The following is a 19,817-nucleotide window of genomic DNA, read 5'->3' as shown; positions in this document are numbered from 1 at the left end:
GGACGGGGACCGTGGACGACCGGCCACGGGAGGCCGACGCCGACCGCGTCAGGGGTCCACCTCGCGGCGCTCGGTCTGTGTCAGGTCGGTCTCGACGTCGCCCGTGTTGCGGGTCTGTGTCGGTTCGAACAGCAGCAGCTCCGCGGTCGGCTCCGCCACCGGGCGGTGTTCGACGCCGGCGGGGACGACGACCAGCTCGCCCGGTTCCAGCACCACGTCCGCGGCCTCGCGGAACTCGATGCGCAACCGCCCGTCGCGGACGAGGAACAGCTCGTCGGCGTCCTCGTGGCGGTGCCAGACGAACTCGTCCTCCGCGCGTGCGAGCTTGAGCGCCTGCCCGTTCAGTTCGGCACCGACGTGGGGCGACCACGCCTCCTCGATGCCGTCGAAGGCCCGATCGAGCGAGCGTTTCTCCATACCCCACGTTCGGGTCGGGGACGAAAAAACGACCGGGGCTACCCGGTGAACTGGTGGTACTCCAGCCCCTTGTGTTTCATCTCGTTGTGCTTGCGTTCCAGGAACGAGTAGACCGAGCCGTGGGGCGCGCCGTCGAGGATCATCTCGGCGGCCTCCCGGACGGCGTCGACCTGCTCGGGGCCGCCGATGATCCCCAGCGTCGACCCGTAGATGACGACGCTGGCACCGGTCAGCTCCTGCATCAGTTCGCGGGTGCGCCCCTCCTCGCCGATGAGCCGCCCCTTCTGCCGGCGGAAGTCGTTCTTGTTCCGGGAGGCGGCCTCGATGTCGATGAGTTCGAGCATCATCAGATCGTCGTCCAGCAGTCCCAGCGCGTCCTCGGGCGCGAACCCGCGCCCGATGGCCTTCACGATGTCCGGCCCCTTCAGCGCCGTCACCGGGTCGCCGACGGTCTCGACTTTCACCGTGCCGTCCTCGGAGTCGATGTCGAGGCGGACCTCGGCGCGGTCCTCGATCTCGCGCATCGTCTCACCACCCTCGCCGATCAGCACACCGATTCGGTCCTGCGGAATCTTCACGTGCTTCATAATATACCCCGAGCTACGGGGTTCTGCCTGTTTAAGACTTCGGCGTTCACCGGCCGTGTGCGCCACGACCGCACGCGGCCGACCCCAGGAGCGGCGTTACCGCAGCTCGTCGAGGTCGTCGTACTCGTCGATCTCGACGCCGTCGGCGGTGATGCGGCTGACGTAGAGGCCGTCGCCGGAGGCGGTGTCGCGCTCGATGGCCGTCAGGACGGCGTCGATGGCCAGGTCCTCGGCCTCGTCCATCGAGAGGTCCTCCTCGAAGCGGTTCTCCAGCAGGCCCAGCGCGAACTGGGACCCGGAACCGGAGACCGTGTACTCCTCCTCGGTGCGGCCGCCCAGCGCGTCCAGACTGTAGATGTGGGGGCCCTCGTCGTCGACGCCGCCGAGGATGGGGACGACGATGAAGTACGCGCCCGAGCGCAGGAGGTTGCCCAGCATCGACGCCAGCGCGTTCATCGACATCTCCTTGTCGCGGCGGATCTCGTAGAGCTTGGCCTCGGCCTCGATGGTGCTGATGAGCGACTGGGCCGCCGAGACGGACCCGGAGATGGTGATCGCGGCCGTCGGGTGGATCTGCTCGACCTTCTTGGCCTGCTTGCTGGAGACCATGTTGCCGAGGCTGGCCCGCATGTCCGTCGCCAGCACGACGCCGTCGTCGGCCTTCAGGCCGACCGTGGTGGTCCCGGTCTTCAGCGTCTCGACGTCGCCGGCCTCGTGGCCGGGGACGTCCCCGGGGTGTTCGACGAGTTCCGACTGCGTGATGTCGACCTGCGCGTCGCCGGCGTGGGGGAGGCTGATGTCGCCGATCCCGTTTCCGTTCATGCCCCGACAAAGTACCCTGTCGGATAAAAACTCTCTGTTACCCCCGCCGCTGTCGCCCACCGTCGGCCTTTTCCGCCCTCGCCCCGCGGCGCGTGTCGCGGTCCCGTCTCACTGCCAGGTCACGTACGCGAGGACGCCGATGCCCGCCGTCTCCAGGATCTGCAGCACCATCATCACCTGAACGGCGAACCCGGGCATCGGTGGCGGGCGCAGGTAGAAGGCCAGCGCGACGACGTTCTCGGCCAACAGGAGCGCGGCGAACACCATCGACCCGAGGGTCAGCGGAGCGCGGATCTCCCGGTAGGTCCGCATCCAGAGGGCCAGCAGGCCGAGCAGCAGCGCGATGTTGAGTGCCGCCGCGACCCTGGCGGCGTCGAGCATCAGGCTCATCCCGGCCCTCCGGCCGTGGTGAGTAGCGAGCGGGGCCGTCGATTGGGTTCGTGTTCGTGGTTCATTCGTCGACTTGTGAGATGATTCGTTCGACCGTCTCCCAGTGAGCGCGTGCCCGGTCACTCGGCAGGTAGACCGTCCCGTAGTCCTCGTCGCTGCTGGTGACGACATCGCTCTCCTCGAGTACGTCGAGGTGGTGTCGAACCGTGTTGTACGCCAGGTCGAGGTCATCCGCCAGGCGGTTCGCGTTCCGTGGCCGCTCGTCCAGTGCACGCAGGATACGGGCTCGGTTCGGTCCCCCGCGGGTACCGGCGAGCACCTGCCAGAGGACCGTATCCATCACCTCCTGCGTTCTCCAGCGGTCGACAAGAAACCACCGGCGACCCGCCGTGCGGTCCGCTGGCCGGGTGTCGGCTCTCGGGACCGGACGCCGCGAGCGGACGGTTCGACCGGGACGGACCGGGACGGACCACCCGCCGACCGCGGCGTTCGAGCGCACGTCCATCGTGTCGGACGTATGGACGAATCAGGACAAAACGCTTTCGCCCACTCGACGAGATACGACCGCCTCAGTCCATTTGAGTCCGCTTTTCGGGAGATTCTCGGGAGATTCTAGTCGGAGTTGCGAAATGTATTAACTATCTGTCACTCCCTCTCCAGAGTGGACGATGTCAGACAGATCGACACCGACGCGTCGACGTATCCTCCTCGGAATCGGGACCGCAACGACCGCCGCCGTCGCCGGCTGTGCGGGCGGCGACGGCGGCAGCGGTGGGACCGAGACCTCGACGGAGACGGACACGTCGACCGGGATGGAGACCGAAACCGAGACCGACACGCCGGCGGGCACGGCGCGAGTGCGCGTCGCGCACCTGTCTCCCAACGCCCCGAGCGTCGACGTCCTCGTCGACGGGAGCGCCGTGCTGGAGGACGTCCCCTTCGGCGCGACGAGTGACTACCTGGAGGTGCCCGCCGGCGAGCGGTCCGTCGAGATAACGCCCACCGGTGACCGGGAGACGACCGTCTTCAGCGGGGCGGTCCCCGTCGAGGCTGACACGGACTACACGGTCGCGGCCACCGGAGAGGTCGGTGACGACGCCGACGAGTCGTTCCAGCCCGTCGTCCTCGAGGACGACAACTCCGACCCCGGCGGTGACACGGCTCGCGTCCAGCTCCTCCACGCCGCGCCCGACGCCCCGGCCGTCGACGTGACGGCGGGCGGGAACGCGCTGTTCGACGGGGTCGCCTTCGGCGGGTCCGGTTCCGTCGAGGTCCCCGCTGGCGACTACACCCTCCAGATCCGTGGCGACACCGAGAGCAACGACGGCGACGCGGTGGCGTCGTTCGACGTCGCCCTCGAAGGCGGGGAAGTGTACCGCGCGTTCGCGGCGGGCTACCTCACGCCCGACGACGAGCCCGCCGACACCCCCTTCGACCTGCTGTTCGCGCGGGGCGACGTGGCCAGCGCCGGCGGAATGGGCGGCGGGACCGCCCGCGCCCGGGTGTCACACATGTCGCCGAACGCCCCGAACGTCGACGTCCTCGTCGACGGGAGCGCCGTGCTGGAGGACGTCCCCTTCGGTGCCACCAGCGGCTACCTCGACCTCGCCGCCGGGTCCCACACCGTCAGGATAACGCCGGCCGGCGACGCCGAGACCACCGTCTTCGAGGGGGACGTCTCCCTCGAGGCGGGGGCCGACTACACCATCGCCGCGGCCGGCGAGGTCGGTGACGGGGCGGACCGGCCGTTCCAGCCGCTCGTCCTCCGAGACGACAACACCGTCCCGGGCGGCGACACGGCGCGGGTTCGGGCGGTGCACGTCTCTCCGGACGCCCCAGCGGTCGACATCACCGTCGACTCCACCGGTGACGTGCTGTTCGACGGGGTCGCCTTCGGCGAGTCCGGCTACGTCGAGGTGCCGGCAAACGACTACACGCTCCAGATCCGCGGCGACACCGAGAGCAACGACGGCGAGGTCGTCGCCGACTTCGACGTGAGCCTGAACGGCGGGCAGGTGTACACGGCCTTCGCGGCCGGGTACCTCACGCCCGACGACGAACCCGAAGACACCGCCTTCGACCTGCTGGTCACCCAGGACACCGGGATGTCCGGCTGAGTCACTCCTCGGTCAGGTCCGTGGCGCTGTCGGGGACGTCCTCGTCGTCCGGGGCCGTGTCCTCGTCGTCGGCCGGCGTGGCGTGGTCGCGGACGTACGCGAGCAGGTCGTCGGGGTCGGCGTCGACCCCCTGGCGGGCGAAGAAGTTCGCGACGTTCCGGCAGTCCCGCTCGAGGAACTCCTCGGCGTTGGGGTGGTGGACCGTGACCGCCTGCCCGAGGTCGATGACGTAGAGCTGGCCCTCGTGGAAGACGACGTTGTACTCCGAGAGGTCCCCGTGGACGAGCCCGGCGTCGTACAGCCGCCGGACGTACTCCCGGACGACGCCGTAGGCCGTCTCGGGGTTCTCGACGTGGACCTCGCTGAGTCGCTTGGCCCGTCCGGCGTCGGTCCCGAGGTACTCCATCACGAGGACGTTGCGCTCGACGGCGATGGGTTCGGGGGTGCGCACGCCCGCCCGGCGGGCGCGTTCGAGGTTCGACGCCTCCTTGCGGACCCAGGCGGTGACGACCTTCTTCTTGTCCGAGCCGATGCCCTCGAAGCGTGGGTCGCCGTCGAGGTACCCCCGCATGTCCTTGAAGTCGGAGGCGTTGATGCGGTAGACCTTCACCGCGACCTCCGCGTCTTCAGCAAGCGCCGTGTAGACGTTGGCCTCCTTGCCCGTCGAGATGGGGCCGCCGAAGGCGTCGATGTGGCCGTCCTGGACGAGCTTGTACAGCGCGCCGAACGTGGCGTCGTCGAAGACGCTGGCCTCGACCTTGAACTGGTCGGCGTCCTTGATACGCTTGCGGAACTCGTCGAACTCCCGATCGCGCCGCCGGGCGATGCGGTCGGCCTCGGTGTCCGAGACGTCCAGTTCCTCCCACTCGTCGCCCGGTGCGTCGGCCTCGTCGGTGTCGAGCAGGCCGTACTCCTCGTCGCTGACGTGTCGGCGCTCGTCGGTCACGCGTCGGCCCCCGTCGCGACCGCCATCGGGTCGGTCACTCCTGGATGTGGCCCTCCTCGCGGAGCTGGTCGGCCTCCTGCTTCTCGTAGCGCCACGTGATGTCGGCCTTCTCGTCCTGCCAGTCCCAGGGCTCGACCAGCACGACGTCGTCCTCGCGGATCCAGATGCGCTTCTGCATCTTGCCCGGGATGCGGGCCGTGCGCTCTGTCCCGTCCATACAGCGTACCTTCACGCGGTTCGCACCGAGCATATTCGTGACGACGGCGAACACCTCGTCGTCGTCGGGCATCCGCAGGTCCTTTCGGCCGTCGTTGTCGCTCATACGAGACGGTTCGTTCCCGGAAGGGTTAAGTCTTGTACGGTTCGCGAGCGCCCGGGCGGCTGAATTTGGCAAGGCCCAAGGTCCGGCCCGCACAACGGCCGCTGATGACCCACACGCTGCCCGACGACGCCGAGGACTGGGCCCGGGCGTGGCGCGACCGCATCAACGACCGCGAGGGGTTCGCCACCGCCGCCGCCGGCTTCGAGGCCACCTTCCTCTTCGAGATCCAGGCCGACGGGACGTACGACGGCGACCCCCTCCGCTTCCGGGTCGTCGTCGACGACGGTGCCTGTACCGAGACGAGCGTCGTCGACGGCGACGCCGACTACGAGTTCGCCCTCCGCGGCGAGTACGAGGCCTGGCGCGCGATGCTGGGCGGCGGCCTGGACGCCTCCGAGGCGGTGATGGACGGGACCTTCGACGTGACCGGGAACACGATGACGCTGCTTCGCCGCCAGGAGGCCATCGGCGAGATGGTCGACGCCGCCCGCGGCGTCGACACCGCGTTCGCGTACTGATCCCGTTCGACGGACCGACGCGCTTTTCCCCCGTCGCCGGGCGAACACGGGTATGCTGGACAAACTCGGTACGGTCGGCGTCGCCGGCCTCGTGGTCGTCGCCGCCGGCATCGGACTGGTCGCGTGGCAGGCCCCGATCGTCGCCGCCGGCCTCGCGCTCGTCCTCTCGGGCGTGGGGCTGGTCGCCTACGGGATGCTGACGAGCCTGCTGAGCGCGTTCGGGATGGGCGGGATGCCCTAGGCGCGGACGCGGGCCGCGCCGTCGCTCTCGGTCGCCGCCGTCCGACCGTGCGCTCTCGATTCCCGCCGATAGTCGTGGAACCGGTCCTCGGCCCGACGGCGACCGCGCGCCGGCCGGGAACGGGCGTGTCGGGCGCGGCGTCGCCGGTCAGTTCTCGCCCGTCGTCCGGTCGGCGCGGTGCTCGCTGATGATCTGGTCGACCAGCTCCTCGTGCTGTTCCTTCTCGCGTTCCTCGGCCCGGCGCTCCCAGTCGTCGATCGCCGCCTCGACCTCCGACTCGCGGGCGACGGCGAGTTCGTCCACCTCCTGGACGGTGACCAGCTCTGCCGGGGCGACCGGGACGTCGTTCTCGAACAGCACCTCGTCGGCGGCCTCCGAGAGCCCGCCGCCGTTCCGGAGGACGACCCGCGGGCCCACCTCGGCGAGCCGTTCGGCCGTCGACCGGCCCGCACCGGAGCCGTCCCGCAGGAGGATCACGTCGTCCTCGGCCAGCCCGAACGCCTCGTCGGCGGTCTCGATGGCGTCGCGGGTGAACTGCTCGACGACCTTCACCGGGACCAGCCCCGACTTCGACTCGGCCACGTCGGCGAAGTTCGAGTGGTCGAGCTTCCAGAGGGACTTCAGCCGGTCGAGCTTCTCGGCCAGTTCCTCCCGTTTCTCCCGCTCCTCCTCGACCTGCCGTTCGAGGGCGTCGTTGCGCCGCTCCAGCCGCGTGACTTCGCGGTCCTTCCGGACCTCGCGGCGGCCCTCCTGGCGGGCCTTCTCCAGTTGCTTCTCTTTCTCCTGGAGCTGGTCGTCCTTGCGCTGGATGGTGTCGTTGAGGTCCTCGACGTGGGACTCCAGCCGGTCGACCCGGGCCTCCAGCCGCTTGATCTCCCGCTCCTCGTCGGAGAGCTCGCGGGCCTGGTGGGTCGACTCCTCGTCGTCGCCGCCCTCGTCGCCCTCGACGTCCCGGAGGACCGACTCGACGGACTCCTCGCCGGCGACGACGCGGGCGACGACCGGGCCGACCTCGTGCTGTGGCGGCACCTTCCCGGCGACCCGCTCGAACTGGTCCTCGTGGGCGTCGAAGGCGTACAGCGCCGCCGCCATCGCGTCCCGCTCGTGGTCGTTGTCGTACTGGTGGTCCCGGGTCCGGTGTTTCTTCTCGTCGACCGGCAGGTCCCGCTCGGGCTCCCAGCCGGCGGCGTCGAACGACCGCCGGAGCTTCTCGACGGTGTTGGGCATCGGGGTCACGTCGGCGGCGACGACGACGGGCCGGCCGCGCTCGATGATCCACTCGATGACGGCGGCGGTGTCGTTGGTCCGCGAGGAGACCACGTCCAGCACCTCGCCGTCGAGGCCGACGGTGGCGACGGCGGTGGTCGTCCCGGGGTCGACGCCGACGACGACGTGGTCCCGCCGTTTCGCCAGCGGGCGGAACTCGATGCCGTCCCGCCGCACTCGCTCCATCTCGACGCGGGTGTCCCCCGAGCGGTTGGCCGAGACCGGGATGTCCTGTGGCCGGGCCTGGACCTCGAAGACGGCGTTCGAGAAGCCGCCGTACTTCTCCGTGACCTCGCGCTCGTACTCCAGGTTCGCGGCGTCGAGCTCGGACTCGACCTCGCGGGCCCGCTTCTTGACCGCGCCGTGGATGCGCCGGGTGTAGCGGTCCTCGGACCAGCCGCCCTTGCCGGTCGAGCGGCCCCGCGAGACTTTCACCTCCGTCGTGTCGGTGAAGGCCGACACCTCCTGGCCGACGTTGGCCGCGGCCAGCCGGGCGGCGGCCTCGGCCTCCTCCATCGGGTCCTTCCCGTAGGGGACGCCGTGGCGCTTGGCGACCCGCGAGAGGGGTTCCGGCCGCTCGTCGCCGGTCACCTGCACGAGCTTCGTCTCGTCCGGGAGCTGTCCGAGGAAGTGGACGAGCTGGTCCTTGTCGGCGGCCAGCTCGTACATGTTGTCCGTGGCGACGATGGCCGGTGCCTCGTCGTCGATGCGCCGGCGGAGCTTCCGTCGCGACACCACGTCCCGCTCTATCTCGTCGCCGTCGAACACCACCAGCGCGTAGGAGGGCGCGTCCCCGCGCACGTCCCCGCTCTGGACGTCCACCCCGAAGACGACGGCGTCGAGCGCTGCCGTGCGGTTCACGCCTCCCTGTAGGGGAGTGAGCGACATAAATCCGTCCCGGCTAGCAGTCGTGGTCTCCGGGTCACTGCGGGATCGCCGGCGGCGAGAGCGCCCGGACCGGCGGGGCGAGACGGCTACCGCACGGGGTTCTCCGGGCCGCGGCCGAGGAACTCGGAGAGGAAGGCGTGGACCGTGCGGGCGTCGTAGCCGTCCATATACAGCCGGTGTCGCCACGCCGTCAGGACGTAGTCGGCCGCCGGGTCCGCGTTGGGGTTGGGGGCGACGACGACGCTGCGCCAGGTGCCGGTGTTGGCGGCGGCGAACTCCCGCAGGCTCTCGTTGGCCGCGTCGGTGGTCGCCGCGGGGTCGTAGTAGACGACGACCGCGCCGTGTTCGAGCGTGTGGACGAGGTCGCCAAGCGCCGGCGTCGTCTCGTAGAACCCAGCGTCGACGGTGCCGCCGTAGTGGGTGCCCGACAGCGGCGGGACGCGGGCGTAGTCGATCTCCGTACCGGCGGCGACGTGGTCGGTCCCCTGGCTCGGGAACCGCTCGACGGCCGAGAGCCGGTCGGCGTCGCCGGACTCGTTCAGCGGCGCGCCCTCGATGCCGTCGACCGACGGGCCATCCCCACCACCGCCGAGGACGACGAAGGCCGTCAGGCCGAGGCCGAGGGCGACCACGACGCCGATGACGACCGGCCCCAGCGCGATGCCGTCGCCGCCCTCGTCGGCCGTCCGGTTCTCGACCCGTCGGCGGTCGATCGCCCCCAGTTCCCCCTCGTGGTCGGCCGCGAGGTGGTCGAGGTAGGCGTCCTCGCCGTCGAACGACGCGCCGCAGTAGTCGCAGTCCACCATCGTACCGTCCTATGGGGGTGGGGTGATTTCAACCCACGGACTCTCAGGGGTCCGCCGCTGGCGCGAGGTCGGCGAACGCCGCCCGCTCGCGAGCCTCGGCGCGCCGGCGGGCCGCCCGGTCGGCCCGTCGGTCCCGGAAGAGCCGTTTCAGCCGCCGGAGGGCACGGTGGTCGACGGCGGCCAGGTCGTCGGCCGCGGCGCGCGGGTCCGCGACCACGCGGGAGACCAGTCCCAGCCGACGGGCCTCGTCGGCGTCGACGACCCGGCCGGAGAGCGCGAGGTCCAGCGCCGCGCTCTCGCCGACGACGCGGGGCAGTCGGTGGGTCCCGCCCCAGGCACCGAACAGGCCCAGCGCCACGCCGGGTTCGGCCAGCGTCGCCTCGGGGGTGGCCACCCGCAGGTCACAGGCCAGGGCCAGCTCGACGCCGCCGCCGCGTGCCGGGCCGTCGATGCCGGCGACCACCGCGCCGTCGTAGGCCTCGATCGTCGCGGCGACCCGCTGGCCCAGCGCGGCGAACTCGGCGGCCGCCGCCGCGTCGAGGTCCCGGACGACCGAGAGGTCCGCGCCGGCACAGAACGCCGCCCCCTCGCCGCGGAGGTACAGCACCGGTTCGGTCGCGGCGGCGACGCTGGCCGCGAGGTCTCGCAGGGCGTCCCGGTCCAAGGCGTTGCGCCGCTCCGGGCGGGCGAGCGTCACCACGCGGACGTCGCCGGCCGCCGTCGTCCGGATCATGGTCGGTGTGCCCCCGGCGTTTCCAAAGGTCTTTGCCTCCCGCTCCGCTAGACGCGGGTAATGGAGGAAGTGGCGGCCGTCCGTCGCGCGGCGCTGGCGGCAGTCGACGACATCGAGCCGGACCGCCTGCGAGAGCGCATCGCGGCGCGCCTCGACGACGCCTCGATGGCCCCCGGCGTACTCACGCTCGTCAGCGCCGCCGCGGCCGGGGACCCGCCGACCACGCCGGCCGACGGCGACACCGAGCGGGCCGCCGGCGTCCAGCTCATCTACGAGGGGCTGCGGCTCACCCGCCAGCTGGCCCACGACGACCCCTGGACCACCGGCGACCGGGACGCCGCCGACCTCGACATCCTCATCGCCGACATCCTCGTCTCCCGAGGGTTCTACCTGCTGGCCCGCACCGAGGCCGCCGAGCCGGCGGTCCGGGTCGTCCGGAACTTCGGCCGCGACCAGACGGCCGCCTGGCCGGCCGACGACGAGGGCGAACTGGAGGGCGACATCTGCGAACTCGCCGTCGTCGCCGGCGTCACCGCCGCCGGCGTCGCTCCCACCGACCCCCTTCGGGAGTACGGGCTGGCGCTGGCCGACGGCCACCTCCCGGCGACCGAGCGACTCCTCGACGAGACGGTCTCCGAGGGCGTCGCGAGCCGCGTCCACCCCGACCGGGGCCGGGACGGCACCGAGGCGACCGCCGACCACTGACAAGGGCCGCCACGCCGCCCCCGAATCGAAACGCCTAAAGACAAATGCCGGGAACGGTGTAGTGCGTGCCTGGGTAGCTTAGCGGTAAAGCGCGTCCTTGGTAAGGACGAGAGCCCGGGTTCAAATCCCGGCCTAGGCTTTCTTCCTCCCGTTTTCAAGGGTTTCAGCGTCTCTACCGTGATCAACCAATGTACGGTACTCAAGGACGCGACCTCGGGTGTACTACGCGCACCCCTACGACGTCTTGCGATTCAGCAGAACTGTCAGGCTCAAATGTAAACGAAATTGAACGTTATAAGAGTCTAGCACTAGAAGCTAGGCAGGAGGTGACGACTCTTGCCGTACGATGACGACAATAAGTACAAGGACATCGTCCTTGTCTCCGAAGAAGCCGAGGACTACCTGAATCCTCGTCAACGGATCGCATACAAAGAGCACAGAAAAGAACTCGCGGAATGGATGGTACATCTCGGGAAAAACCCGTCCAAAGCTGAGGGATACAGTCCATCAACCGCGAAAAACCGGATGAACAAACTCGACCTATTCTACCGATGGGTCTGGGACGAAAACCAGCGCTACATCCAGGACATCAAAACCGACCACGCGGACGACTGGATGCAGTGGCTCGCCCGCCAAGACTACAAAGAATCCACAAAGTGCCACTATCAGAAATCAGTGAAGACCCTCTTCAAATTCCAGCGTGAAGAGAAAGGTCGGGACATCGAATGGGATCCCGAGATAGAGTACAGCGATCCCTCCACCACCTACCAGCCCCGCGAATACCTGTCAAAGGAAGACCGGCGGAAAATGCGGGAAGCGGCGATGGAATACGGAGCTGTCCCACACTACAACAGCCTGTCGCCGGAGGAACGTGACCGCTGGAAAACCCTGCTCTCCCAACGCCTACAGAAGCCAAAGGACGAAGTCGGTAAGAAGGACTTCCTCCAAGCGAACTCCTTCAAGTATCCATCTATGATCTACGTGGCCTTGGACGCAGGCCTACGTCCATGTGAGGTCGAGCGGGCTAACGTACAATGGTTCGATCGAGACAACGGCGTACTACGGATCCCGGAAGAGGATTCCAGCAAGAGCCGTGAGAACTGGGTAGTGGCTCTCAAGTCCGAGACTGCGTCAATCGTGAGGAAATGGATCGAAGAAAGAAACAGCCGAGAGAAGTACGACGGTCGGGACGCCCTCTGGCTGACCCAGTATGGAAACAGGTACAACAAGGACAGCTTCCGACGCGACGTATTCAGGAAGATAGCGAAGGAGGCAGGTCTTGACTTGGAGAACCGTGATCTGACTCCGTATAGCATCCGTCACTCCACAGCTACCTTCGTTGCTGATGAGGAAGGCCTTGCTGTGGCTGCTGAGCAAGTACGGCACAAGTCGAAGCAGACAACTCAAAAGTACGAACACAGCTCTACTGGTAGACAGCAAGACGCAGTCAACAGTATCGACTAAATCCACCCATATCCTTCTCGTTCCTTATTCAGTAAACAGCCATAACCAGAGAAATCGCTTTTTAGGACAGTACATAATTTAGGGATATAGGAAATGATGGAGAGGCTTTAGAGGAAATGGCGGCGGCTGTGGAACACTTGAAACGAGCATCACAGAAAGCTGAATCCGACGAATTAGAGACGGTCGTCAAAATTGCATTAGATGACCTGGACAATCAGCTTCTCCAAGCAGTCGAGAAGATTGGAGAGGTCCGCGAAGAACAAACGTGGAGCCTCTCCCCTCCGGCGGTTATCTTATAATTCTGTAAATCGAGATGAGATTTATCGGCAGGGTGGATAGCGGGTTAGACAGGTCGACGTTGAAGATCTCCAAGAAGCACAGCAGCTACAGTATTGCTGCACCACCGGCAGATATCCATTTGTCGTCGATGCGTTCGAGGCCGGGTTTCTTGTAGGGAACCGTGAGGACAGCACTTACCAGCTCACGGCGGAGCACACGAACGTCGATCTTCCTCAAGGCTTCCTCGACAACGACTACGAAGACCCTGACCTGGACAGATTTCTCGAAGAGTTCTATAATCGAGAGCCGCAGGTCGCAGTAATCGGAGACGCCTACAACGCAGAACAGGCTAAAGAATACCAAGAGGTCATCGACGATCTTCTCGAAGACTACCCTCGCCGTAGATTTATTGTCGCTCCAAAATCAGAGGAGGCCTTCGACATCCTTGATCCCGAGACCACCACTCTCGGATACGCGAACGGGAAGAGTCCGATACAAGCAGAAGAGATCGGACCTGCGAAGTTCCGCGCCTGGGACGTGCATATTCTCGGCGGTAACCCTGTTGAAGCCTACAGTGCTATAGAGAAACTGACTCAGCCCACTATCGATGGAAGGCCTCCTGCCGATGTCGTTGGATACGACTGCAACCTTCCGCTGAGGATGGCGCACTGGGAGTACTGGACTCCTGATGGTTGGCAGGACAATGCAGGTATGACTCCTCGAGAGACTGCCCGTCGGTCTTACCAGGAGATCAAAGATTATCTGCAGGAGAAGGATGTGTGGCCTGAGACTGAACCGCGAGAGTTGTACGGTCCAGCTGTACGAGAGCCAGATGACTGGATCTGGATGGATGATGGCGGCGACCCAATCGTCACGCTCGAAGAACTGGAGAAGGCCTACGTCTCGGAATACGAAGACAAGGGGAAGATGGCCTTCCGGAGCGAGACACAGAAAGAGTTCATCGAGTACCGCGAAGGCCTGACCAAGGTCTAACTACCGTTCATCTTCGAGAATCTCCTCGATACCGTCCCAGGCCTGCTGCCATTTTTTCGAATGCACCTTTCGCTCCCAGTCTTTCTCTGATACCGGAACGTCCGCTTCATCAACTTGGCTACGGACCTCGTCGACCGCTTCCTGTACCTTCTCCTTCTCCATCTTCAAGTGGTCGATTGCGTCAACTAGTGTCTCCTCATTCTCCAACAGGAACTGTACGAAGAACTCACCGAACGGGGTCAAGTCGTACGTTTTCCCAGACTCCTCAGGACGGTACAAGAGATCTGTCGCGACCAGTTTCTCAATATGATCTTGCATAGCACCTCGCGTAATATCGATGAACTCTGCGATCTCATTCAGAGACTTGTCTTGGTAAATCCCGAGCAGCAGAGCCAGGCGGACCTCGTGAGCCAACCCTTGAAACAGGGCGGAAACAGCCTCGAAATCGTTTTTATCCCAGCGCTCAGGCTCCATCGTTTCTAATGCTATGAGGAACTGCCTAAAAAGGCGTTTGGGTAACTGCTTGTCCTCCATAGATTCTGAAAAATCCTTGTTTATGGAAAAGCATTAAATCTGGGGAAGCATAAACCGTAGGTGGGAGGCAACAAGGAACTATGAGAGAAATAAAAGGAACAGCCCTCGCCGCAATACTGTTCTCACTGATCATGACAGCAAACGTGATCAGGACAATGATGCAAGGAGAAGTGCCAATCACACCAAAAATCGGTGTAGCCGCCTTCATAGCGGGTGGAATAATAATTCCTATCTCAACTCTCCTAACCGAGAAAGCGGGGGCCAAAGGCCTTGTAATCCTCTGGGCAACCCCGTTCGTTCCCATCTTCCTCTACTTCCAGGCAGTCCCGAATATTCCAAGCCGTGACCTGATTTGGGGCATTCTCTACATCACTCTCCTCGGCTCAGCTACCGGGAACTACCTGATCAAACCAGAACAGCAGGAGGCAGCAGGACAATGAACACACCACTATACGCAGCCTGCCTCGTCGCAGGCATAACCGCCACAATGAGCGGGTTGAAAGGCATAGAAACAGAGAATATCTACAGAGGGATTCTGTTCCTTGTCGGCGGCACGCTGCTGGCTGGATTCCTGTTCTCACTGGTGGTGAGTCATAATATTCCAAGGAATGCAGACGCTGTCACAGTTCTCTTCGTTGTCGTTGTCACAGCGTTTGGCTCCGGGCTCACCGTCCTTTTCATCGACTCCGAAAACAAAACCCAGCAGTCTGAACCAGCAGAACAATGAAACTCAGAAACTGGCTGAAAAGCAGTAAAGAAGAACAGGCAAGCGAACCAGTAGAAGTCGGAGGCCTAGAGCTGGACAGCGAAGGAGAAGTCCTGAAATCAGGTCACAATCTCCAACAACTGAAGGAAGATATCGAAGGACGGGAAGACGCCATCTCCGAACTGGAGAGAGATGTCGACAGGCACGAGCGAAAAAAGAAACGGGCCGTCGACAAAGCTCGGAAGGCCGAAAAGTCCGGCGACCAGTCTGACAAGAAGGGGTATATGGTCGAGGCGAAAGAGCACAAGGAGGCGAAGGCGAAGAAGGAGAAAATCCTCGACCATCTCCGCAACGAGAAACTGGTTCTGAAAAAGCTGCAGCTACAGCATCTGCAGAACAACGTCGGAGACGGCATCGCCACCGATCTGGACATCGATCTTGGAGAACTGGATGCCTCGGCAATCGAGGACGCAATCGAAGACGGCAGCGACGAGCTCTGGGAGTCTGCTGAGAATATGGAAGATATCAATGAAGCTATGGAAATGGCAGACTCGGGAATGGCAAGCCTCGATCTATCCGACATTGAAAAAGAGGTCAACGGCACCGCAAACAGTGAAGGCGGCGAATTGTTGGATCGAAGCCTGGAGACCGAAGAGGAAATCGATCAGGCGATAGAGGAAGAGCTCGAAAAAATCGAGGGAATGCACAGTGATGAACGATGAGCAAAGGAGCCTCCAAAGAAGCACACTACACCAAGCAGTTCAAGGAGGCCGTCGAGGAGGCTGAACAAGCCGACAGCAGCGAAGAGCGAGTGAAGAAGCTGCTGAAGGCTAAGAAGTACATCCAGAAGGTCTCCCAGGAGATGGAGAACGGGGACTCCGCGAAGGTAGAGAAGATGAGCGACTCGTTGGATGACGTCGCTCACAAAGAGATGAAGCAAGGCCGAGCTAATGGTCGGAACAACGGCGGCGGTGGTGGTCGGAGCTCGAAGCAACAGAAGCTCGGTCAGTCAAAGAAGAGTGAGTCCCAGTTTTTCGAGGAGCCGCCAAGCAAAGATCTGGACGACGTCGGCGGAATGGATGACCTCAAACAGGTACTGAAAAAGAAGGTGATCCACCAGTTCCAGGAAACAAAGTATCGGGACGACCTCGGTGTCAGCCCTACCAACGGCATTATGCTGTACGGCCCTCCAGGCACCGGGAAGACCTACCTATCGGAGGCACTGGCCGGAGAACTCGGGTACCGCTACGCACAAATCCGGGGATCAGACCTGATCAGTAGATTCGTCGGGCAAAGCGGGCAGAACGTAGCTGACCTATTCAAGGAGGCACGCCAGGTTCAGCCCTGCGTTATCTTCATCGACGAAATCGACTCTGTCGCTTCAAACAGGCAGTCATTGGAGCATGACAGTCAGGCCTATCAGAACGCTGTCTCTGAGATGCTTCAGGGCATCCATGACGTACAGGATGAAGATATCCTGGTGATGGCGTCGACAAATCTCTTAAACAGTGTTGATGGCGCTATCAGACGCAGCGGCCGGTTTGACGAGAAAATCGAGGTGCCTCCTCCGGATGAAGAAGCCCGGAAAGAGATTCTCGAGGTCCACCTTCGAGGCCGAGAAACAGGATCCGGGATAGACCTGGATCAGTTGGCAGAGTCGACTGAGGAGTTCTCCGCTGCCGACTTGAAGAAAGTGGTCGAGGAGGCCGCGCAGACTGCCCACATCGAATCAATAGAACAGGATCAGCTGCAGCCGGTTACTCATCAGCACCTACGGAAAGCAGTGGAAGACACGGAACCCAGTCTACAGCACTGGAACGACGGGAAGTCGAGGTGACCGGTATGCCTTGTTACGGAATCACGATGGACGAGATAGAGTTGAAGCTGAACTCCGAAGTCGTTGAGGACCTGTACGACATGATCGTCTACGGCCACGAGGAGGAGACGACTAAGCAGTCTATCGCACTGGTCCTCCACTGGTATGTGAAGAGGGCGATAGACGAAACCGAGCAACGAAGACTGAAAGGCCCCGGTAAGACCAATCGAGATCAACAAGGAGGCCACGTTGACCGCGTCATCCTCCTGGCCAACCTACTCGGAGCCGGAGAGATCCCATACAGGATTCTCAAAGTTTCCAACAATCAGGAGCAGCTGTATACTCTTGAGGCACTCGTCGAAAACGAGTCCGAGGTCCAAGCAGTCGGTGTCGACGCAAAGCAGGACTACCGATTCAGAGAAAGCGAAAAGCAGTCAGAAATGTACTGGAGGCCAGCTGATCCAAGCCACTGCAGAAGAGCTGGAAGAATCGAAGGCCTCGAAGAGAAGAACCTGATCGAGAAGAAAACGGATGGCGAGCGAAGATACTACGACTGGGTCGAGATCTCGGACCTATGTACTGTTCGGCCTTAGTTTCCGATCGCTCGACTTACCCGAACACACGTCAAAACGGCTTGTCTTCGTCGAAGAACTCCCGAAGAAGCAGAACATCTACTTGATCACTGCTTACGTCGACGTCCTGCAGTTTGTCCTCGAGAAAGCCCTTGACAGATTTGTTCCGACACAGCGTAACTACCCGGTCGAATCCTTGCTCCAGTCGATCTGAGATGTGGTTAATCTCCCTTTCATTTCGTCCCATAGCCACTTCGATGGCAATCCCTTCTCCTTCGAAGTTGACGTAGACATCTGCGTGGCTTTTCTCGATAACCGGGTTGAGGCCTTTCTCTTCGAGTTTATCGGAAATTTGGTGCTGCCAGTACCGGTGGACCACACCTCCACGGCCACTTCTTTCAACCTCAATATCCAGATCTTTCGCAACCTCTTCTCCTCTCTCCGTGAGCTCGAACAGCTTCACCCTTCCCTGCTTCAACTTAGCAGATTCTTCCTCTACCAACTCTTTCTCCAGCAACTCAGTCTTCGCCTTGTCACCCTGATACCGACTCGAAAACTTCTGATACCGGTCAGTCACAGACTTGAACGGATTCTCAACGATATCCCGCAGCAAACGCTCGGCTCGCTCAGAAACATCCAGTTCGGCTTCTTCGCCGGCATTAGAGTCGCTATCAGGTTTTGACTCAGGTTCTTCGGGAGGTTCTAAACTCTTGGAAGTAGAGGAATCAAGCGGTTTGAAAGACAGTGAACGCCACTCCTCACTCATCTGTGAAACCAATTCATCGTCAGTAACGTCCTTCTCCAAGTCGAAGTCAGGTAGACACACCGGGACAGGTTCGTGCTCCCCTCGCTGAACCACAGCTTCACCTACTGCCAACTTTCTCGCCCATCTCTTCTGCAGGCCATCCATCTTCAGAGACTCCGCTATCGATTTGAACTCTTTCGCGTCACCGGTAGCCAGCAAGATCTTCGTGTACGTGTTCGCCTTGATCGAATCAGTCAGCTTTTTCGCCTCTTGATCGGCCGCTACCAACGATTCTTGGAACTCGCGTAATTCCGCAACCATCCGGTCAATCTCTGGTAGACCAGAAGCTGCCTGCTGCTCTTTGTAGACCGACATAATCGTCTTCGCCTCGTCAAGGAATGTGACGTGCCGGACACCGCTGCCACGATGATTCTGCGCTTTCCTGTATTCGTAGATCCACGCGATCAGGATCTCCATCAGGAAGTTCTTCGTCCACGTCTTCAGGCCCTCAAACTCGAAGACAACATTCCGCTTCAACAGTTCTTCCAGCTTGTAGCCTTGTTCGACATTGAAGGTGTGAGGTGCATCCCGAAGCAGTCGCCCGATACTTGTTCTAATCCTGTTCTGGAAGGCCTGCCTCTGTGGATGGACAGACAGGTTCTGGATGTAGTTCCTGAGTTCTAGCAGGGTTGGCTGATCGGACTTTTTCTCGAAGTGGTGAAGATGCTCGTCCAGGAATCGATCAGAACCTCCGAGCAGCTCCTGGCTGTCGCAGAAGACTTCCATAAACCGTGAAAGCCAGTCACCGGTCTTGACGCCCGGAGGAGGCCTCAACGGATTGAACCGGAACTTCTCCATAGGTAGCACCAGAACGTTCTCTATCTGGTCCGACTTGACGAGATGGCGGTAGTCCTGCTTCAGGTCGAAAGCCCAGAACGGGATATCAAGGTCGTCGAGCTCAGACATCAAATTGTAGAAGAGAGTGGTCTTCCCGGAACCGGACTGGCCGTTAACTAAGGCGTGCTTGGTCAGATCCTCTACCGGCAGGTCGATTATACCCCCATTCCAGCCCCGTCCCACATTAATCGAGGATCGAGGTTGTGAGGTCCGGTAGTTGTCGGTGAAAGGATGACTGCGGTGTTGCCTGATTTTCGCTCTGAGCTTCTTGGCAAATTGCTGTTTGATCTTGTCGTTCGGACAGTTATCGATGATCTCCAAATACTTCCGAACTTCCTCGTCATCGTCGATACCTGCTTCCTTCGCCTGCTGCAGCAACCGGTCGTGAAGAGACACAAGAACAACTTGGAAAATCTATATTTTTATAGAAGATTGGAAAGAGGGAGGAAACGAGTCAGCCCTCCTCGTAGGCCCTCTCCAATACATCGAGAAAATCTCTCCCCAACTGCGTCAGAGAGTACAGACGTTTCCTAGCATCATCCTCCGACCTTCGAGATTCAACGAATCCTTCGTCCTCAAGATCGCTGAGGATCTTCCCGACGTAGGACTGCGGTGTCTCAACCTGCAGTGCTATCTCGGAAACTGTCTGTTCTTCCTCATCAGCAGCTGCCGACAGAATGCTCCCCGGCGTACCCTTCACAACGCTCGAATCAAACGGCTTCATACCGCACCGACCTCCTCAACGAGCTCATCCATCTCGTAAAACTCCAGGACTTCACCCTCGTCGACGTCGTAAATCCCGATCGCATCCACCGGCTCACTTTCATCCAGGTGGATCACATCGTACCGGACTCCCTGACTGGTTTCAACTCGGAAGCCGGGAAACTGAGAACCGTAGATATCTGCATCCTGATTCTCGAGGATCTTTCGGACCTTGTCGGCTGGCAGGTCACGAGGAAACAGGTATTCCTCGTCTTCTTCTCCGAACTCGACTGTCCCCCCAAGGCCTTCGTTCAATTCTGGATTGTACCGTGGCTCTACGTAATCAGCGAT

General features: G+C 62.5%; 24 protein-coding genes, 1 tRNA gene and 1 pseudogene. 12 read left to right on the top strand and 14 right to left on the bottom strand.

Features of this window, described 5'->3' with window-relative positions:
- Positions 1 to 48 precede the first annotated feature (48 nt).
- The 5 genes from P0592_RS07590 to P0592_RS07570 form a co-directional block, all read right to left on the bottom strand.
- Positions 49 to 417 carry a cupin domain-containing protein gene (locus P0592_RS07590; RefSeq protein WP_276273676.1) on the bottom strand — a complete coding sequence of 123 codons (369 nt, stop codon included), beginning with the start codon at positions 415 to 417 and terminating at the stop codon, positions 49 to 51.
- A gap of 38 nt (positions 418 to 455) precedes the next feature.
- Positions 456 to 1,004 carry a KH domain-containing protein gene (locus P0592_RS07585; RefSeq protein ID WP_276273675.1) on the bottom strand — a complete coding sequence of 183 codons (549 nt, stop codon included), beginning with the start codon at positions 1,002 to 1,004 and terminating at the stop codon, positions 456 to 458.
- Positions 1,005 to 1,100: 96 nt separating this feature from the next.
- A complete protein-coding gene (gene psmB, locus P0592_RS07580) occupies positions 1,101 to 1,826 on the bottom strand; it encodes an archaeal proteasome endopeptidase complex subunit beta (RefSeq protein ID WP_276273674.1) in 726 nt (241 codons plus the stop codon).
- A gap of 108 nt (positions 1,827 to 1,934) precedes the next feature.
- On the bottom strand, positions 1,935 to 2,216 hold the full coding sequence (locus P0592_RS07575) for a DUF8036 family membrane protein (protein ID WP_276273673.1): 282 nt from the start codon (positions 2,214 to 2,216) through the stop codon (positions 1,935 to 1,937).
- A 61-nt stretch (positions 2,217 to 2,277) separates the two neighbouring features.
- Entirely contained in the window at positions 2,278 to 2,556 is a 279-nt protein-coding gene (locus P0592_RS07570) for an ArsR/SmtB family transcription factor (RefSeq protein WP_276273915.1), read from the bottom strand.
- Positions 2,557 to 2,884: 328 nt separating this feature from the next.
- On the opposite strand from P0592_RS07570, the gene P0592_RS07565 reads away from it, so the two are divergent.
- Positions 2,885 to 4,333 carry a DUF4397 domain-containing protein gene (locus tag P0592_RS07565; RefSeq protein WP_276273672.1) on the top strand — a complete coding sequence of 483 codons (1,449 nt, stop codon included), beginning with the start codon at positions 2,885 to 2,887 and terminating at the stop codon, positions 4,331 to 4,333.
- Between the two features lies 1 nt (position 4,334).
- Here P0592_RS07565 and rio1 read toward each other — a convergent pair whose 3' ends face one another.
- The gene (gene rio1 / locus P0592_RS07560; protein WP_276273671.1) at positions 4,335 to 5,279 is read right to left on the bottom strand and encodes a serine/threonine-protein kinase Rio1; all 945 of its coding nucleotides are present in this window, start codon (positions 5,277 to 5,279) and stop codon (positions 4,335 to 4,337) included.
- A gap of 34 nt (positions 5,280 to 5,313) precedes the next feature.
- Positions 5,314 to 5,601 carry a translation initiation factor eIF-1A gene (gene eif1A, locus P0592_RS07555; protein ID WP_276273670.1) on the bottom strand — a complete coding sequence of 96 codons (288 nt, stop codon included), beginning with the start codon at positions 5,599 to 5,601 and terminating at the stop codon, positions 5,314 to 5,316.
- Positions 5,602 to 5,705: 104 nt separating this feature from the next.
- On the opposite strand from eif1A, the gene P0592_RS07550 reads away from it, so the two are divergent.
- Both P0592_RS07550 and P0592_RS07545 read left to right on the top strand, forming a co-directional pair.
- Positions 5,706 to 6,119 carry an SCP2 sterol-binding domain-containing protein gene (locus P0592_RS07550; protein WP_276273669.1) on the top strand — a complete coding sequence of 138 codons (414 nt, stop codon included), beginning with the start codon at positions 5,706 to 5,708 and terminating at the stop codon, positions 6,117 to 6,119.
- Positions 6,120 to 6,171: 52 nt separating this feature from the next.
- A complete protein-coding gene (locus P0592_RS07545; protein WP_276273668.1) occupies positions 6,172 to 6,360 on the top strand; it encodes a DUF7470 family protein in 189 nt (62 codons plus the stop codon).
- A 147-nt stretch (positions 6,361 to 6,507) separates the two neighbouring features.
- On the opposite strand, the gene P0592_RS07540 is transcribed toward P0592_RS07545, so the two are convergent.
- The 3 genes from P0592_RS07540 to P0592_RS07530 all read right to left on the bottom strand — a co-directional run bounded on the left by P0592_RS07540 (position 6,508) and on the right by P0592_RS07530 (position 10,053).
- Positions 6,508 to 8,514 carry a DUF460 domain-containing protein gene (locus tag P0592_RS07540; protein ID WP_419181119.1) on the bottom strand — a complete coding sequence of 669 codons (2,007 nt, stop codon included), beginning with the start codon at positions 8,512 to 8,514 and terminating at the stop codon, positions 6,508 to 6,510.
- Positions 8,515 to 8,600: 86 nt separating this feature from the next.
- Positions 8,601 to 9,320, bottom strand: a complete 720-nt coding sequence (locus P0592_RS07535; RefSeq protein ID WP_276273666.1) for a DUF3105 domain-containing protein — start codon at positions 9,318 to 9,320, stop codon at positions 8,601 to 8,603.
- A gap of 43 nt (positions 9,321 to 9,363) precedes the next feature.
- Positions 9,364 to 10,053, bottom strand: coding sequence for an enoyl-CoA hydratase/isomerase family protein (locus tag P0592_RS07530; protein ID WP_276273665.1), 690 nt, complete (start codon positions 10,051 to 10,053; stop codon positions 9,364 to 9,366).
- A 60-nt stretch (positions 10,054 to 10,113) separates the two neighbouring features.
- Here P0592_RS07530 and P0592_RS07525 point away from each other — a divergent pair, with 60 nt between their 5' ends.
- From P0592_RS07525 to P0592_RS20155, 4 genes and pseudogenes are all read left to right on the top strand, one after another.
- Positions 10,114 to 10,758: a DUF7114 family protein gene (locus P0592_RS07525; RefSeq protein ID WP_276273664.1), complete on the top strand. Its 645-nt coding sequence runs from the start codon at positions 10,114 to 10,116 to the stop codon at positions 10,756 to 10,758.
- Between the two features lie 67 nt (positions 10,759 to 10,825).
- Positions 10,826 to 10,897, top strand: a tRNA-Thr gene (locus P0592_RS07520).
- A 197-nt stretch (positions 10,898 to 11,094) separates the two neighbouring features.
- Positions 11,095 to 12,222 (top strand): tyrosine-type recombinase/integrase, encoded by a 1,128-nt coding sequence (locus tag P0592_RS07515; RefSeq protein WP_276273663.1) that lies wholly within the window; start codon positions 11,095 to 11,097, stop codon positions 12,220 to 12,222.
- A 489-nt stretch (positions 12,223 to 12,711) separates the two neighbouring features.
- Positions 12,712 to 13,494, top strand: a pseudogene (locus tag P0592_RS20155) (DUF6610 family protein); the annotation flags it as partial.
- On the opposite strand, the gene P0592_RS07500 reads toward P0592_RS20155, so the two are convergent.
- On the bottom strand, positions 13,495 to 14,028 hold the full coding sequence (locus P0592_RS07500; protein ID WP_276273660.1) for a winged helix-turn-helix domain-containing protein: 534 nt from the start codon (positions 14,026 to 14,028) through the stop codon (positions 13,495 to 13,497).
- 80 nt (positions 14,029 to 14,108) lie between these two features.
- Between P0592_RS07500 and P0592_RS07495 the strand changes: the two genes are divergently transcribed.
- The 5 genes from P0592_RS07495 to P0592_RS07475 are packed head-to-tail and all read left to right on the top strand — an operon-like array spanning position 14,109 to position 17,143.
- Positions 14,109 to 14,468 carry a hypothetical protein gene (locus tag P0592_RS07495; protein WP_276273659.1) on the top strand — a complete coding sequence of 120 codons (360 nt, stop codon included), beginning with the start codon at positions 14,109 to 14,111 and terminating at the stop codon, positions 14,466 to 14,468.
- On the top strand, positions 14,465 to 14,755 hold the full coding sequence (locus P0592_RS07490; protein WP_276273658.1) for a hypothetical protein: 291 nt from the start codon (positions 14,465 to 14,467) through the stop codon (positions 14,753 to 14,755). Before P0592_RS07495 ends, P0592_RS07490 begins: the two co-directional genes overlap by 4 nt.
- Entirely contained in the window at positions 14,752 to 15,456 is a 705-nt protein-coding gene (locus P0592_RS07485; protein ID WP_276273657.1) for a hypothetical protein, read from the top strand. Before P0592_RS07490 ends, P0592_RS07485 begins: the two co-directional genes overlap by 4 nt.
- Positions 15,453 to 16,571, top strand: coding sequence for an ATP-binding protein (locus tag P0592_RS07480; RefSeq protein ID WP_276273656.1), 1,119 nt, complete (start codon positions 15,453 to 15,455; stop codon positions 16,569 to 16,571). Before P0592_RS07485 ends, P0592_RS07480 begins: the two co-directional genes overlap by 4 nt.
- A 26-nt stretch (positions 16,572 to 16,597) precedes the next feature.
- Entirely contained in the window at positions 16,598 to 17,143 is a 546-nt protein-coding gene (locus P0592_RS07475) for a hypothetical protein (protein ID WP_276273655.1), read from the top strand.
- A 31-nt stretch (positions 17,144 to 17,174) separates the two neighbouring features.
- Here P0592_RS07475 and P0592_RS07470 read toward each other — a convergent pair whose 3' ends face one another.
- Genes P0592_RS07470 through P0592_RS07460 form a run of 3 tightly spaced genes read right to left on the bottom strand, consistent with a single transcriptional unit; the run spans position 17,175 to position 19,781 of the window.
- Positions 17,175 to 19,160: a VirB4 family type IV secretion/conjugal transfer ATPase gene (locus tag P0592_RS07470; protein WP_276273654.1), complete on the bottom strand. Its 1,986-nt coding sequence runs from the start codon at positions 19,158 to 19,160 to the stop codon at positions 17,175 to 17,177.
- Positions 19,161 to 19,218: 58 nt separating this feature from the next.
- Complete coding sequence (locus tag P0592_RS07465) at positions 19,219 to 19,488, bottom strand: MarR family winged helix-turn-helix transcriptional regulator (RefSeq protein ID WP_276273653.1); 270 nt, start codon at positions 19,486 to 19,488, stop codon at positions 19,219 to 19,221.
- Positions 19,485 to 19,781: a hypothetical protein gene (locus P0592_RS07460; protein WP_276273652.1), complete on the bottom strand. Its 297-nt coding sequence runs from the start codon at positions 19,779 to 19,781 to the stop codon at positions 19,485 to 19,487. Before P0592_RS07460 ends, P0592_RS07465 begins: the two co-directional genes overlap by 4 nt.
- Between the last annotated feature and the right edge of the window lie 36 nt (positions 19,782 to 19,817).

It is taken from the genome of Haloarcula litorea, from assembly GCF_029338195.1.
GTDB classification, from domain to species: Archaea; Halobacteriota; Halobacteria; order Halobacteriales; family Haloarculaceae; genus Haloarcula; species Haloarcula litorea.
This window is presented reverse-complemented; position numbering and strand designations above follow the sequence as displayed.

What these genes read in the sequence shown, in the direction of transcription:
- P0592_RS07565 (WP_276273672.1), top strand. Translation starts at nt 2,885, where the DNA reads ATGTCAGACAGATCGACACCGACGCGTCGACGTATCCTCCTCGGAATC.
- psmB (WP_276273674.1), bottom strand. Translation starts at nt 1,826, where the DNA reads ATGAACGGAAACGGGATCGGCGACATCAGCCTCCCCCACGCCGGCGAC.
- P0592_RS07550 (WP_276273669.1), top strand. Translation starts at nt 5,706, where the DNA reads ATGACCCACACGCTGCCCGACGACGCCGAGGACTGGGCCCGGGCGTGG.
- P0592_RS07495 (WP_276273659.1), top strand. Translation starts at nt 14,109, where the DNA reads ATGAGAGAAATAAAAGGAACAGCCCTCGCCGCAATACTGTTCTCACTG.
- eif1A (WP_276273670.1), bottom strand. Translation starts at nt 5,601, where the DNA reads ATGAGCGACAACGACGGCCGAAAGGACCTGCGGATGCCCGACGACGAC.
- P0592_RS07535 (WP_276273666.1), bottom strand. Translation starts at nt 9,320, where the DNA reads ATGGTGGACTGCGACTACTGCGGCGCGTCGTTCGACGGCGAGGACGCC.
- P0592_RS07480 (WP_276273656.1), top strand. Translation starts at nt 15,453, where the DNA reads ATGAGCAAAGGAGCCTCCAAAGAAGCACACTACACCAAGCAGTTCAAG.
- P0592_RS07525 (WP_276273664.1), top strand. Translation starts at nt 10,114, where the DNA reads ATGGAGGAAGTGGCGGCCGTCCGTCGCGCGGCGCTGGCGGCAGTCGAC.
- P0592_RS07475 (WP_276273655.1), top strand. Translation starts at nt 16,598, where the DNA reads ATGGACGAGATAGAGTTGAAGCTGAACTCCGAAGTCGTTGAGGACCTG.
- P0592_RS07590 (WP_276273676.1), bottom strand. Translation starts at nt 417, where the DNA reads ATGGAGAAACGCTCGCTCGATCGGGCCTTCGACGGCATCGAGGAGGCG.
- P0592_RS07500 (WP_276273660.1), bottom strand. Translation starts at nt 14,028, where the DNA reads ATGGAGGACAAGCAGTTACCCAAACGCCTTTTTAGGCAGTTCCTCATA.
- P0592_RS07485 (WP_276273657.1), top strand. Translation starts at nt 14,752, where the DNA reads ATGAAACTCAGAAACTGGCTGAAAAGCAGTAAAGAAGAACAGGCAAGC.
- P0592_RS07585 (WP_276273675.1), bottom strand. Translation starts at nt 1,004, where the DNA reads ATGAAGCACGTGAAGATTCCGCAGGACCGAATCGGTGTGCTGATCGGC.
- P0592_RS07575 (WP_276273673.1), bottom strand. Translation starts at nt 2,216, where the DNA reads ATGAGCCTGATGCTCGACGCCGCCAGGGTCGCGGCGGCACTCAACATC.
- P0592_RS07465 (WP_276273653.1), bottom strand. Translation starts at nt 19,488, where the DNA reads ATGAAGCCGTTTGATTCGAGCGTTGTGAAGGGTACGCCGGGGAGCATT.
- P0592_RS07540 (WP_419181119.1), bottom strand. Translation starts at nt 8,514, where the DNA reads ATGTCGCTCACTCCCCTACAGGGAGGCGTGAACCGCACGGCAGCGCTC.
- P0592_RS07570 (WP_276273915.1), bottom strand. Translation starts at nt 2,556, where the DNA reads ATGGATACGGTCCTCTGGCAGGTGCTCGCCGGTACCCGCGGGGGACCG.
- P0592_RS07545 (WP_276273668.1), top strand. Translation starts at nt 6,172, where the DNA reads ATGCTGGACAAACTCGGTACGGTCGGCGTCGCCGGCCTCGTGGTCGTC.
- P0592_RS07490 (WP_276273658.1), top strand. Translation starts at nt 14,465, where the DNA reads ATGAACACACCACTATACGCAGCCTGCCTCGTCGCAGGCATAACCGCC.
- P0592_RS07530 (WP_276273665.1), bottom strand. Translation starts at nt 10,053, where the DNA reads ATGATCCGGACGACGGCGGCCGGCGACGTCCGCGTGGTGACGCTCGCC.